We start from the raw sequence: 13,239 nt of genomic DNA on the forward strand, positions 1-13,239 counted from the left end.
ACTAACGTTTGATCGAACGGCCCGGCAGCGCCTGCATCGGATCTTCCGGCCAGCGATGCTTGGGATAACGTCCCCGCATCTCTTTGGCCACCTCGTGATAAGAGCTCTGCCAGAAGCCTGCCAGATCCGAAGTCACCTGAATCGGCCGACGCGCCGGTGACAGCAGTTCAAAACGCAAAGCCACCTGCCCTCCTGCCAGACGCGGGGCCTCGCGCATCCCGAACAATGCCTGCAAAGGCACCGAGACCGTCGGTGGCGACTGGGCACTGGGGTCGTAGCCAATCGGTACCGCACGCCCGGCAGGCGGTTCAAACACAGGCGGAGCCAATGCGGCCAATTGCCGGCTGGCGTCATAGCCCAGTTGCGTCTGCCAGATCGATACCCAGTCCAGCCGTGCCAAGTTTTTCAAATCCTTTGTGTCCCCCAGAAACGGGGCCAGCCACTGGTCCAGCGTCTGCATCAGGGGCTCAGCTTCAAACCCGGCAAAGCCGTCACGGTAATGACTGAGCCAGCGCACCCGATCCAACCAGGCCTGCGCCTTGTCGGGCCAACGCAATAATTCGGGCTGTTTTTGCAGGGCCTGCAGCAAGCAGGCCTGGCACTTTTCAACCGACCAGTGCGCTTGCGCCAAAGGCTGCTGACGCAAAACAATCGCCCCCAGCCGCTCCTCTTCATACGCCCGGACCCGCTCCGCCCCGGCATCAAACCGATAAACCGTCCGGGTGCGAAAGGCCTCGTCCAGAACCGCTCTCAACGCCGACTCGGTCACCGACACAGCCAGACGCATGCGCCCGGATTCGCCCGCGATTTCCGCAGCGACCAGCCATTCGGCATTGCGCAGTGGCGCATTTTCCGGCAGGCTTGCCCGTCCCCCTTGCGCCAATTGATAGCCGGTCCCATCGGGCGTCATCCGCCGGGCCACACGTTCGGGATAGGCCAGAGCCAGCAAAGCCGACAGCGCTTCGCGGTCGCCGGGGTCATCCGATGACGCCTGACGGGATAAACCCAGCGCCGAACGCAACGCCATTGTCGTTTTTTGCCAACGCCTGTGGGCCGGATGCCCTGCCACCTCACTCTGATGCCAGCCGGTCCAGTGGGTCAGAAAATCCACATCGCCACGTTTCGCACTTTGCGCGGCCAGACCTTCGGTCAAAAACGCCGCCAGTGACGCCGCCAGCGCCTGTTGCGATGCCGGTGCCCGCAACAGCATCGCTGCCAGCCTGGGAGACACGGGCAGCTTGAGCGCTTTTTGTCCCCACTCAGTCATGGCCCCTTTCGTATCCAACAAGTCCCAATCCTGCAAATGACGTTGTGCGGCCGCAAAATGCCCGGCCGGTGGTGGGGTCAGCCAGTGCAATTCGGCTGGATCCACCACGCCCCATTGCGCCAGTTCCAGACACAGGCGCGACAAATCCACCCGCTGAATTTCCGGCGCATCCGAAGCAGAAAGACGCGCCTGATCGGCTTCTCGCCAGAGGCGGTAGCAATGACCGGCTTGCAGGCGTCCAGCACGGCCGCGGCGCTGCTCCGCCGAGGCTTGAGAAAGGCATTGGGTCTGCAGGTGATCGAGGCCGGTATTGGGATCGTACAGCATCTGTTTTTGCCAGCCACTGTCGACCACGGCGGTAATGCCTTCAATGGTCAGACTGGTTTCGGCAATATTGGTTGCGAGCACCACTTTGCGCTCCCCGGCCGGACAGGGCGCAATCGCCGCCGACTGTTCCGCCGGAGGCAAACGCCCATACAGCGCGCGAATCCGGATGTGCGGTTCGTGCGCAAGCATCTCGTTCAGCCGCCCTGTCAGACGGTGAATCGCGCCTTCTCCCGGCAAAAACACCAGCACATCCCCATCGGAGTCCGTGAGTGCCCGTCGGATCAGTGCCGGCACCTGTGGCAACCAATCCGAATGCGGGGAATGGGACGAAGACAGGTAATGCGTGGCCACCGGAAACTGGCGACCACTGGCCTGACTGATGGAGACGGGTTGCTGGTAAGCGCCCAGCCATTGGGCCATGGATTCCGCCGCCAGCGTCGCCGACATCACCAGAATCCGCAGGTCCGGGCGCAAAGCGCTCTGCACCTCCAACAACAGTGTCAGCGCCAGATCCGCATGCAAAGAGCGCTCATGAAACTCGTCAAAAATCACCAGACCGATCCCGGCCAGTTCCGGGTCGGACTGTAACCGCCGGGTCAGAATACCCTCGGTCAGGATTTCCAGGCGCGTGGCCTGACTGATCCGGCGTTCGTGACGCACTTGATAACCGATGCTCTGCCCCACTGGCTGCTGATGGCAGCGGGCCAGATAAGTCGCCAGGGATTTGACCGCCAGCCGACGCGGTTCCAGCATCAGGATTTTCTGGCCGGCCAGCCAGTCTCTCGACAGGAGATAACTCGGTACCGCAGTGGATTTACCGGCACCCGGATCGGCCTGCAGCACCACATTGTCGCCCCGGGTCAGGGCGGCATCGATCTCCGGCAACTGCGCCGCAATCGGCAGCGACGCATCCCATGTCGTGTCACAAGACGTGCGCTCAATCATGGCGTCGCACTCCGTGTGTACGCCGACACAGGCCATGGAAACCACCAGGCCTGGTGGATTTTGGGGTAGAAATTTGCATAATAGCAAGTGTAGTGCATTCGCAAGCGTTGGTGCCATTCGATTAACAGGATAAATCCCGGGCCTCCTAAGCCCGAGCTGCTGGTTCGAGTCCAGCATGGCACACCATTCTCTCCTTCTTTGCAAAGGCGCGCGTCATGCCCCCATTATTCCGTTGCCACCGATGGCTCTCTCCTCTGATCGCACTGATGTGCCTGACCCCTGCCAACGCGGTTCTGGCCGAGATCGAATTCAGCGACGACCTGTCGGACCTGACCCCGGCGGAACGGGCCTGGCTGGAAGGAGAAGGGCCGCGCCCGGACCTGGCCGACACAGCGGACCCGGACGCCTCACAATCGGCAGAGGACGACTTCCCCACCCGCTTTGAAAACCACCAGATCAAATGGTTGAAACCCGAGGCGGTGCCCGATGCGTCCTATTATCTGGTCAATCGGCTGACCGTGACGTCGGATTCGTTGCGCAACGGCTGGGTGAGGTTTGAGCAGTGCCATCATCAACTGGACGCCATCAATAAAATCGAAGTGGTTTACAACAGCGAGACCACACGGGCGCTGGAAGTCACGCACACACAGGGCATTGGTCGCACCCAGACCCAGTCGGCCAGCGTGATTTTGCAAGCGGTGAGCCGCGGTGCCAGCGTCTGCATTCAAGGCCAGAGCCAGACCCTGGTGGCCATTGATGACCGGCGCTGGCAGCTCAGACGCGGTCCTTACATGCGCAAATTTTTCAATGGCTACTACCCCATGCACCTGCAGGAAACACTAAACTGGTCACAGACAGAACTGACGCTGACGCACCCCGAATCCGGGCAGCCTCTGGGACGGGACTTTGATCTCAATCCGCAGGCCAAACGCCTCAGCGCCCGCTACTGGTTTGAAGGCGAACTGCGCCCCGTCTACCAATTCCGGCAGAGGACGCCATAGTGTAAACCAGAGAAAACCGGTCCTGACCCGCTTAATCCCGCGTCAGTTCCAGCATGGGCGTGTGTTCCTTGAACACCGTGGCCCCGACCGGGGTTTTGATCGCACTGACGGTGGCGTCCACCGGAGCCTTGACCCGATAATACCCCGCCCAGCCCTGATAATAGCGCACATCGGCCCGGGCTTTCAGGTAGCTCTGTTCGGCCACATCATGCGCCACCTGAGCGGCGTCCAGTGTGCGCTTGGCGGTGACGGTCCGGTCGAACAGATCCAGCGCCTGCTCCAGTTCGATTTTGGCGTCGTCGAAACGGGCCTTGGCCGCCGCCGCTTGCGCCTTGGCCCCTTCCAGCTTGGCCCAGAAAGGCGGATGATCAATGCGCAGCAACAGCTGGCCCTTTTCGACCGTATCGCCTTCTGCGACCAGCACTTCCTCCACCTGACCGGTGACCAGTGCGCCGATCTGAATGGTCTGGGCGGCGCCCGCATTCAAGCTCAGCCAGCACAACCCCAATGTCACAACTGTTTTCCATCCCATTGTTTTCATCGCAACGTCCTTTAGTGAATCCTTATTGATACTGACTGACGGCCAGTGATTGACCGGTCAGATGATCGAGCCGTGCCCAGTCCAGCGTTTCTTCAAACCGCTGGCGCATAATGTTGTACGTGGATTGCGACAGCTTCACCATCGAATCCCCCAGATCGGTCTGCATTTCGTTTTCGTACATGCCGCGACTGAACTCGAAATACAATTCGGCGTAATCGCTGTAGCGCTCATTCTGTCGGGCCTGCGCCTTCGCCAGCTGCAAGTCGAAATACACCTCTGCCACCTGATCACGCAGCGTCTGTTCCGTCAAACGGCGCTCTGCCTGCAATGATTTGATTTCGGCCCGAACCGATTGCATCCGTGCTTTTCGGGTGCCGCCATCGTACAAGGGATAGTGCATCGACAACCCGAACTCCCAGTTGCCGTGACGCTCGTCCGGGTAGCTGGACAGCTTACCGCCCCAGGCATCGGCCCGGAAGGTCGGGGTATCGGCCGCCGATTCGCTCTGCAAACGGTGCTGCAATGCCTCGATTTCGGTACGCAGGCGTCGGATTTCCAGATTGTCTTCCACTGCGGCCTGCTGATACGCTTCAAGACTTTTCAGGGAACGTTCCGCCAGAAACGCCAGTTCCGGCATCCGCACCTTGTCCGGCAATTGCCCCGGCTGACCGGCGAGATTGGCGAGGTGTTCGCGCGTGCGCCGCTGCTCGTATTCGGAGCGGGTTCGCCGGGTCAACACTTTCTCGTACTCGGCTTCCAGTCGCAGAAATTCCACGTCCGAAATCCGACTCAATTCATGGCGATCGCGGGCCTTGTCAAAATCGATGTAGGCAACGGCCATGGCTTCGTTGTCAATCCGATACTGGAAATCGGCCAGAATGATGTCGAAGTAGGCTTTCATCGCCCGAACCCGAAATTGCCACAAACGATCCTGATAACGCAGATCCTCGGCTCCCATCAGGGTATCCTCGGCCAAAGCCGCCTGCTCCGTGCGGCCGAAATCGTACAACTCCTTGCCCAGATGCAGAGCCAGCCGGTGATGGTCCTGAGTTTCGTTCTGATAATCGCGCCACCCCAGGCGGCCTTCGATTCCGACGTCCACGCCGTTGTCGGCCTGCCTTTCATCCCGCCGACTGGCGCGCAGTGCTTTGCGGGCCTGAGCCTGAACCACCGCCGGACTCACCCGGTCCGGCAGAGACAGGACGGCAGACAACGTCAAGGGAGCAGGCAGCGTCGGAGTGGGGTCTTTCGCCGCGGCGGCAGGATTCTCCGACCCCGTCTGTGCTGCGTCAGCATCGGCCTTTTCCGCGCCCGCCTCTTGCGCTTGCGCAGGCAAAAAGCTGAGCGCGGCACACAACGCCAATGTCTCGGGTCGCCACAAACGTTTCAGGGCATGCAGTCTGGCTTTCATAGTCTGGCCTCTTTACTTCTGTGAACGCTTGTAACGGGTAAACGACATGTCTTTGTAGACGCCGTCCACCACATACTGTCCCAACAGCAGAAACGCTTCTTTGCTGCGGGTCGGACCGGTGTACCGCACCAGCGGCTTGCCTTCCAGGTCAAACACAATCATCACTGGTGTCGCCCGCACCCGATAGATTTTTTCCGACAATTCCTGAGAGGTGCCTTCGCGGCCATCAAAATTGACCATGTGATTGGACCCTTCAATGTCCATCTGATAGGTCAGGAAATGTTCGCGGAAATAGTCGATCACTTCCGGCTGATTGAGGATGGTGTTTTTCATACGGTCACAGAACGGGCATTCTTCCATATGAAAGAAAATAAAAATGCCCTTCTTTCCGGCCTCTCTGGCAATCTCAAGTTCTTCCTGCAAATCGCCAAAGGTCTCATCAAAAAAGTCCTGTGCCTGAACCGGCAGGACCAGAAAGAGAGCCAGAAAACTCCCCCAAATCCATTGCTGCGCTTTGTGCATGACAACCCTCCCGAGAAGCATTCGCTGTTAACATGGGCATTTTTTCATAAATGGACAAAAATAACTATGGATAAATCTTGCAACCCCCTTTTGTGAGGCCTTTGCGAACAAAAACACGCAGACACAAAAAAAGCGCAGACACTGCGCTTTCAATGACGTCGGGACGTTCACAGCACGGTCAGGACGTTTTTTTGTCTGACGTCCCGTCAGCGCCCTCGGCAATCAACTGCTGGAATTCGGCATTGTCCCGCAATTCGGCAAAGACCGGATCATTTTTGACCTGATCCTTGTAGCCTTCGGTGCCTTCCAGCGCCACTTTCAGATACTCCATCGCCTCGGACGCTTTGTCCAGCTGGGCGTAGGCACCGGCCAGCTGATAAAAGGCGTGTTTGTTTTCCGGGTCCATGCGCAGGGCCTGATTACACAGATTGATGGCCCATTGCGGCTCGTTCATTTCCAGCGCGGCATCGGCCTTGTAGGTCATGGCTTCCACATTGTCCGGGTCCATTTCCAGAATCTGGTCATAAATGGTCATGCGATTGCTCAGAATCTGTTCCTGGCCGGCTTTCAGCCACAGACTGTGAATGTCCTGATGTTGGGAAAGACGCTTCTGGGCACTGGTGATGCCGCGTGACTTGCGCTGCAATTCTTCTTCCAGTTTCTTCAGCCGTTCTTCGTAGGTGGCAATCACTTTGCTGACCTTGGTATCGGCCATGTCGTGCACTTTTACCTTGATGTCACGAATCGAGGTCCAGCCGACCAGCAGCAACACCGACGAAATCCCGGCAATCAGGTAGAAGAAGTAGGTAACCGTATCGGTGGCGTAACCGACCGCGCGACTGGTCGCAGTCAGTTCGCGGTTGACCACCTCTTTGGTCATTTCCACATGCATGTCGTTCATGTCCACCCGCAGTTGACGCAGTTCGTCCATCACATAGCGTTCGACAAACGGGTTGTACATGGGCTTTTCCAGCTGCTCGACGTCCTGAGTTTCCTTGTCGTGTGGCGTTGCCGCCTGCACAAGCGGTGCCCAGAAAACCAGCACCAGCAGACAAGTACCCAAACGCGCCATCAGTGTTCGCATATTGCCTTACCGTGATCGTGCACTTCAATCAGGGTGCTGTGCATAGCCTTGACCGCCTTTTCGTAATCGCTTTCGTTGACGAAAAACTGCATTTCCACCTGACGGGTATTCTGGTGAATGGCTTCCACATTGATCGCCTGATCGAAAAGCGTCTGCACCGCTTTGGCCAGCAGACCCTTGATCCGCATGTCACTGCCCATGGCCGAGACCAGCGAAACCTTGGCTGTGCTGATCGCGGCGGTCTCATAGACCGACTCCAGCTGCTCGGCCAGACGCTTGGCTTTTTTCAGTGAGGAATCCAGATACAGGGTGATGGTGTTGGCATTGAAATCTTTGGTGACCACATCGATTTTGAGGCGATCACAGACTTCCACCAGATGCTTTTCATATTTACCCTGCTGTCCCATCATCTCCTGATCGAACACTTCCAGCGCAATCAGACGCGACATGCCGGCAATGATTTCCACCTGCGGGTATTCGCTGACGTAATCCTCGGTAAAAATCGTGCCGTGGTGTGCCGGGTCAAAGGTGTTTTTGATCCGCAGGGGAATCTGGGCCTGACGAAGGCCCTGTGCGGCTTTGGGATGCACCGCTTCCATTCCCAGGTTGGCAAGCTGATCGGCGATGTCGTAATTGGTTTTGCCAATCGGCACCACATTATCCTCCCCCACCAGTGTGGGATCGGCACTGCTCAGGTGGTATTCCTTGTGAATCACCGCTTCCGTGGCCTGCAGCATCACCGCAATGCGGCTGAACGTCATTTCGCTGTAACCGCGGTCAAAGGTGTGCATCAGGTTTTCCTGACAGTGAGCGTAGCCAGTCACGATCGGCAGTTCTTTGGAAAAATCGATTTCGCCCATGTGCATCCGGATCATGTCGTCCAGCGCCAAGGTTTCGTCTGCCTGCCAGCCGGTCAGATCCACAAACCGGGCATTCACGCCTTCGGTCTGCAACAGATGCGCCAGGTTCCAGGCACTGTGAGCTTCGCCCAGACTGGCCAGCAACTCTCGCACTGTCAGCAAATGTTTCTCCAGCGAAAAGTGGCCGTGGCTGCACAGATCCTGCAGGTGGTTGAGCAACTGTTTGGTTTCCGCAATGCGCTCGTCAATGAACGCATTGGCCTGAATGCGCAACTCGTCGTTGGCAAACAGATCGGCGTTGATCTTGTTCATTTTCAGGCTGAGTTGATCCAGGGCAATGCGCCAATCGTCGTCCACATCGTCGTTGGCAAACAGCCCGTAAACGCCGGGCTGATCGGTTTTTTTGTGCTCCAGAAGATCGTTGGTGATGCCGCCATAGGCCGACACCACAAAAGCCCGCCCATAACGTTCTTCAGGGAACAGAATGATGTTGTCGCGCACGGCCGCGTAATCACTCATGGAGGTGCCGCCGATTTTTTCTACACTGAGCGTTTGCGTGTTTGTCTGTGACATGTTTCTCTACTGTTTGTCTTGGATGGTTCCCCTGAAAACGGGGCATTCATTCCAAAGTCACCGGGCTGCTAGCCTAGTGACTTTGGACTTACGTCATTCCTGATCAGGCAGTTTGTAGGAGCCGTCTTCGTCGTGAGTTTCACGTCCGGTCACCGGTGGGTTGAACACACAGACCATGCGCATGTCCACGCCTTTGTTGGCGCTGAGAATGTGCTGATCGTGCTCGTTCAGCGCGTAGATCGTGCCTTCGCGAATTTCATGCACGGTGCCGTCTTTTTTCTCGGTGATCTGGCCTTCACCGGCGATGCAATAGACCGCTTCCAAATGGTTTTTGTACCACAGGTGCAGGTCTTCGCCCGCTTTGATGATGGTGTCGTGCACGGAAAAACCCATGCCTTCATGAGCCAGCAGCAAACGGCGGCTGTTCCACTGTTTGGAATCCACATCGGCGTCGGTGCCGATCACATCGTCATACAAATTCTTAACAATCATTTTCAATTCCTTGTTATCAGAGGTGTCCCGGATAAAACACAAGCCTGTATTACCAGGCCTGGTCAATTCTCCTGTCGGAGGGCGAATTACTTGAAGATTTTGGTCAAGGCGTTGTCCAGAATGTCAAAGCCTTCGTTGATCTGGTCTTCGGTAATCACCAACGGCCCCAGGAATTTCAGCACTTCGTCGTCGGCGCCCGCAGACTCAATGATCAGACCATCCTGGAAACACTGAGCGGCCGCATCGGAGGCTTTGGCCGGGTCCTTGAACTCACAGCCCCAGATCATGCCGTAACCGCGCACATCAATGATGTGATCCGGGTATTTTTCCATGATCTGACGCATCCGTTTTTCCACCAGCGGCGCTTTTTTCTCTTTGATCTCGGTCGAGAAGCTGTCGTCGGACCAATACTTGTTGATCGCGGCCGTAGACGCCACAAACGCGTAGTTGTTGCCACGGAAGGTCCCGGTATGCTCGCCCGGACTCCACTTGTCCAGTTCTTCCTTCAGCAGCACCATCGCCATCGGATGGCCCGCGCCAATGGACTTGGACAGGGTGATGATGTCCGGCTCAATGCCCGCACGTTCAAAGCTGAAGAAGTTACCGGAACGGCCGTTGCCGACCTGAATGTCGTCCACAATCATCAGAATGTCGAAGTCGTCACAGATCTGACGCAGATCGCGCAGCCATTGCTCGCCCGAGACATTGATGCCGCCTTCGGCCTGAATGGTTTCGAGCACAATCGCCGCCGGCAACTCGGTCCCACTGGAATCGTCTTCAATGATTTTGCGCAAATAGGCGATGGTGTCGACCTTGTCGCCCAGATACTTGTGGAAAGGCACCTGATAGGTATAGCCCGGCACACCGTAGCTGGCGTCGTGGTAATACTGGTTGCCGGTGATGCTCAACGAGCCCATGGACATGCCGTGGAAACCGTTGGTGAATGACATCACCTGCTTGCGGCCCTTGACCTTGCGCGCGATTTTCAGTGCGGTTTCAATGGCGTTGGTACCGGTCGGCCCGACAAACTGCAGTTTGTAGTCCAGGTCACGGGGCTTAAGCACCTTGTTGACAAAGGCTTCAATGAAATCGCGCTTGGCCACGGTGCCCATGTCCAGCGCGTGGCCAATGCCGTCACGCTGCAGGTATTCAATCACCGCCTGATTGATCACATCGTTGTTGTGACCGTAGTTCAGGGCGCCGGCACCGGCAAAAAAATCGACGTAGCGCTTGCCGTCTGTGTCCCAGACTTCCGCCATTTTGGAGCGGTCGAACAACACGGGAAAAGCGCGGATGTAACCGCGAACGGCGGATTCGTATTTATCAAAGGTTTCGAGTGATGACATAGTATTGGTGTCCTTTGTGATCAAGTGAAAAGGGGTTTCGTCAGGTCCGAATGATCCGGTGCCTCAACGGTGTATAAATCTTCGGCCTCGTGGCCTTCGCCGCCGAAATCGGCTTCGCGAATGAACGGATCGCAGCTCAGTGTCCAGCCATATTGCTCGGCAAATGAGCGGAACAGAGCTTGCGACGCCTCGTTAGACGGGCTGATGGTACAGGTCACGCGTTGGACTCCGTGAGCGGCCTGGTTGACCACCAGCTGGCGCAACATTTTCTTGGCCAGTCCCAGCCCGCGCGCCGCTTTGGAGACCACCACCTGCCAGACAAACAGGGTGTCGGTGGCATCCGGTTGAAAATAGGCCGACACAAAGCCCAGCAACTGGCCGTCGTGCTCGACCACCAGACAGGTGTCGGCAAAATGCGACGCCTGCAGAAAATACAGGTAGCTGGAGTTCACATCCAGCGGCGGCGATGCCTTTACCAGTTCATAAATCGCATAACCGTCCTGCAGAGTCGGTTTGCGAAACGTTAATGAGTCAATCGCAATGTCAGTCATGGCATCAATCTTTGGTTGGTTGGAAAAAAGTGGCAAACGCGTCGGGCTGGCGGCCACCGGGGCCATCGACCAAAACAGATCTGCGCGCGGGGCTCACAGGAGAAAGAAAAGCGAAAAAATTCCGAGTCAGACCGGCAAGGCGAACACATTCCAGAAAGGGAAAAAGGTCTGATTGAAGAAGGCGTGACAACGCCGAAGACTGTGTCAAAACAACAGTGTTGGAAGTAATAACGTAACCTGCTTGGGCTATGAACGTAGGCATTATTATAATGAACCCTCCGCTGATTTCAAGGCCCCCATGCCAAACCGGGTCGGATGAGAGGCGGTTCTCCCGCTCCCCATCCGCGGTTTTGACCAGGCCTGGTGCCAGCCATTTGTCCGATCAGAATCGGTCTGCGCCGAACTGCCGCATTTTGTAATAATACTTCACTTTGTAGGGGTCTGGCCCCTCTTTGGCCAACATGCGCTCCATGTCTTCAAACAGCCCCGGAAACAACAGCTCGTAAACCTGTTGCAGGGTTTCCAGATCGTCGTCGGCCACCGGCACCTCAATGATGCGCAGCTTGGGACAGGAAAACGCGGTGATGTCCATGGATTCCAGATTCATACGATCCACTTCAAAATCGTAATCGTCCTCGTACATGTCTTTGATGATCCAGCCCATTATTCCTCCGAGACCGTCAAGTCACCGGAGACCGAACGATTCGCCAGATCCGATGCCATTTCTTCAAAACTCTGCTCTGCCTTGAAGGTTTGCCAGAGCGCCTGGTGCTTATTCATCGAGTTCAAGGCGGTTTGCTCGACCACCTGAGCGTAATTCACCGGGTCCAGACCCACCAGCGCATAAAGCCGTCCGTTTGGACCGGTGCGGGTTTGATACACGCGCGAACCAATCAGTTCCTGACGCACCAGAGTTTTGGTGGTCACACTGGCCACGGCATCGATGGTCTCGCTTTCACCGCGTCCGGTGCTGCCCAGATACTGTTTGACCATCTGATCGACTTGCACCTGCATTTGCGCCGCCAGCCGCCCCCGACCGTCGGCTGCCGCCAGCGTTTTCATAAAGCTGATGCCGCCGGCACTGGGTTCGGCAATGCCCACGGTGGACAGCGCCAACCCTTCCACCGGCTGGTCACAGACCCAGCCCGGGGCCGGCACATCCGATCCCGGATACACACAGGCCTGCGGGTCCACGGTCACCGATTCCACCACCGGCTCACTGACGGGGTCCTGAGCCTTCTGCGCCTCGGCTTCGGCCTCTTTGGTTTCCTGGCCGCTGCAACCGGCCAAAAGCAACAGCGACAGTGCCATCCACAAAAATGGTTTGACAGTCATTCAGACCTCCTGAAGGCGTGGTTGGAATGCACAAGCGACGCAAGCTTACTCAGGCGTTGCGCGTTTCTCCGCATCTCGATAGGATTGATTATAATAGCGAATTCGCGTGATTTCATGGTTTTTCTTCTGCCCGAGATGATCCGTCAGGGGCAATTCATCTCCCAACGACCGTCCCAGCAAGCGTTTGGCCAGTGGCGCGTCCACCGAAATCTCACCCGCATCCAGCCGGGCTTCCAGACCGCCGACCAGACGATACACCCGCACATCCCCGGCCTGATGGCTCGCGTCCGTCGGGGTCAGTGTCACCTCGGCCCCAAAAAAAACCCGCGACTGGTCTTTGGGATTGTCACGCACGACCTTGGCTCGGCTCAATCCGGCCTCCAGCTGGCGGATTTTGCGATCGGTTTCGCGCAGCTCTTTTTTGCGGTAAATGTATTCGGCGTTCTCGGAACGGTCGCCTTCGGCCGCCGCCGTCTGCAACGCCTTGACAATGTGAGGCCGTTTGCGCTGCCAGAGCTGAGCCAACTCGTCATTGAGCCGCTGAAAACCGGCCAGGGTCAGATATTGCGCCGCCATCAGAGCAGACCCTTTTTCTGAGCCAGCCAGCCGATGCCATAAAACGCCGCCACCACGACCAACCCCAGCCAGCGACGATCCAACTGGTCCAACAACGCGGTCAAAAGCGGCGCGAAAAAGCTGGTCAGCAAGCCAAAACCGACGGCACAGAACAGCACAAACAGGGTCACTTTCAGAAACCAGGCCAGAGACCCCAGCTGCTGTTTCAGCAACGCCATCAGGTCATTGCCGAAAATCACCAGCAAACTGGCCACCATGGCCAACACCAGCTGCCCCAGATAAGGGCGCAGCCACAGGGAAAAGGCGATCAATTGCTCGCTCAACCAGCCGATTGTTGCTTCCATGGGTCACCTGTCTGTTTCGCAAATGCCCCCATTTTAGCCGCCCGACCGCCAAACGCAAAGCGTG

General features: G+C 57.2%; 15 protein-coding genes and 1 tRNA gene. 3 read left to right on the forward strand and 13 right to left on the reverse strand.

What is annotated here, in order from left to right; translation table 11 throughout:
* Position 1: 1 nt before the first annotated feature.
* Positions 2-2,575 (reverse strand): ATP-dependent helicase HrpB, encoded by a 2,574-nt coding sequence (hrpB, locus tag A377_RS0102775; protein WP_019894622.1) that lies wholly within the window; start codon positions 2,573-2,575, stop codon positions 2-4.
* A 74-nt stretch (positions 2,576-2,649) separates the two neighbouring features.
* Here hrpB and A377_RS0102780 point away from each other — a divergent pair.
* Both A377_RS0102780 and A377_RS0102785 read left to right on the forward strand, forming a co-directional pair.
* Positions 2,650-2,725, forward strand: a tRNA-Arg gene (locus A377_RS0102780).
* Positions 2,726-2,754: 29 nt separating this feature from the next.
* On the forward strand, positions 2,755-3,540 hold the full coding sequence (locus tag A377_RS0102785) for a hypothetical protein (RefSeq protein WP_157760702.1): 786 nt from the start codon (positions 2,755-2,757) through the stop codon (positions 3,538-3,540).
* A 31-nt stretch (positions 3,541-3,571) separates the two neighbouring features.
* Here A377_RS0102785 and A377_RS0102790 read toward each other — a convergent pair whose 3' ends face one another.
* The 8 genes from A377_RS0102790 to ectA form a co-directional block, all read right to left on the reverse strand.
* A complete protein-coding gene (locus tag A377_RS0102790; protein WP_019894624.1) occupies positions 3,572-4,081 on the reverse strand; it encodes an efflux RND transporter periplasmic adaptor subunit in 510 nt (169 codons plus the stop codon).
* Positions 4,082-4,103: 22 nt separating this feature from the next.
* On the reverse strand, positions 4,104-5,492 hold the full coding sequence (locus A377_RS0102795) for a TolC family protein (protein ID WP_019894625.1): 1,389 nt from the start codon (positions 5,490-5,492) through the stop codon (positions 4,104-4,106).
* A gap of 12 nt (positions 5,493-5,504) precedes the next feature.
* Positions 5,505-6,014 carry a thioredoxin family protein gene (locus A377_RS0102800; RefSeq protein ID WP_019894626.1) on the reverse strand — a complete coding sequence of 170 codons (510 nt, stop codon included), beginning with the start codon at positions 6,012-6,014 and terminating at the stop codon, positions 5,505-5,507.
* A 178-nt stretch (positions 6,015-6,192) separates the two neighbouring features.
* Positions 6,193-7,098 (reverse strand): tetratricopeptide repeat protein, encoded by a 906-nt coding sequence (locus A377_RS0102805; RefSeq protein ID WP_157760704.1) that lies wholly within the window; start codon positions 7,096-7,098, stop codon positions 6,193-6,195.
* A complete protein-coding gene (locus tag A377_RS0102810; RefSeq protein ID WP_019894629.1) occupies positions 7,086-8,531 on the reverse strand; it encodes an aspartate kinase in 1,446 nt (481 codons plus the stop codon). The genes A377_RS0102805 and A377_RS0102810 overlap by 13 nt, the downstream gene beginning before the upstream one ends.
* 93 nt (positions 8,532-8,624) lie before the next feature.
* A complete protein-coding gene (locus tag A377_RS0102815; RefSeq protein WP_019894632.1) occupies positions 8,625-9,023 on the reverse strand; it encodes an ectoine synthase in 399 nt (132 codons plus the stop codon).
* Positions 9,024-9,109: 86 nt separating this feature from the next.
* Positions 9,110-10,369, reverse strand: coding sequence for a diaminobutyrate--2-oxoglutarate transaminase (gene ectB, locus A377_RS0102820; RefSeq protein ID WP_019894633.1), 1,260 nt, complete (start codon positions 10,367-10,369; stop codon positions 9,110-9,112).
* Positions 10,370-10,389: 20 nt separating this feature from the next.
* The gene (gene ectA / locus A377_RS11690; protein ID WP_019894634.1) at positions 10,390-10,920 is read right to left on the reverse strand and encodes a diaminobutyrate acetyltransferase; all 531 of its coding nucleotides are present in this window, start codon (positions 10,918-10,920) and stop codon (positions 10,390-10,392) included.
* Between ectA and A377_RS13085 the strand changes: the two genes are divergently transcribed.
* Positions 10,910-11,092, forward strand: a complete 183-nt coding sequence (locus A377_RS13085) for a hypothetical protein (protein ID WP_157760706.1) — start codon at positions 10,910-10,912, stop codon at positions 11,090-11,092. The genes ectA and A377_RS13085 overlap by 11 nt on opposite strands.
* A gap of 210 nt (positions 11,093-11,302) precedes the next feature.
* Here the strand turns inward: A377_RS13085 and A377_RS0102835 are convergent, their stop codons facing one another.
* Genes A377_RS0102835 through A377_RS0102850 form a run of 4 tightly spaced genes read right to left on the reverse strand, consistent with a single transcriptional unit; the run spans position 11,303 to position 13,175 of the window.
* Positions 11,303-11,584 carry a hypothetical protein gene (locus A377_RS0102835; protein WP_019894636.1) on the reverse strand — a complete coding sequence of 94 codons (282 nt, stop codon included), beginning with the start codon at positions 11,582-11,584 and terminating at the stop codon, positions 11,303-11,305.
* On the reverse strand, positions 11,584-12,255 hold the full coding sequence (locus tag A377_RS0102840; protein WP_019894637.1) for an LPP20 family lipoprotein: 672 nt from the start codon (positions 12,253-12,255) through the stop codon (positions 11,584-11,586). The genes A377_RS0102835 and A377_RS0102840 overlap by 1 nt, the downstream gene beginning before the upstream one ends.
* 45 nt (positions 12,256-12,300) lie before the next feature.
* Positions 12,301-12,831, reverse strand: coding sequence for a GreA/GreB family elongation factor (locus tag A377_RS0102845; RefSeq protein WP_019894638.1), 531 nt, complete (start codon positions 12,829-12,831; stop codon positions 12,301-12,303).
* Positions 12,831-13,175 carry a DUF3392 family protein gene (locus tag A377_RS0102850; protein WP_019894639.1) on the reverse strand — a complete coding sequence of 115 codons (345 nt, stop codon included), beginning with the start codon at positions 13,173-13,175 and terminating at the stop codon, positions 12,831-12,833. The genes A377_RS0102845 and A377_RS0102850 overlap by 1 nt, the downstream gene beginning before the upstream one ends.
* Between the last annotated feature and the right edge of the window lie 64 nt (positions 13,176-13,239).

It is taken from the genome of Hydrogenovibrio halophilus DSM 15072, assembly GCF_000384235.1.
GTDB lineage: Bacteria > Pseudomonadota > Gammaproteobacteria > Thiomicrospirales > Thiomicrospiraceae > Hydrogenovibrio > Hydrogenovibrio halophilus.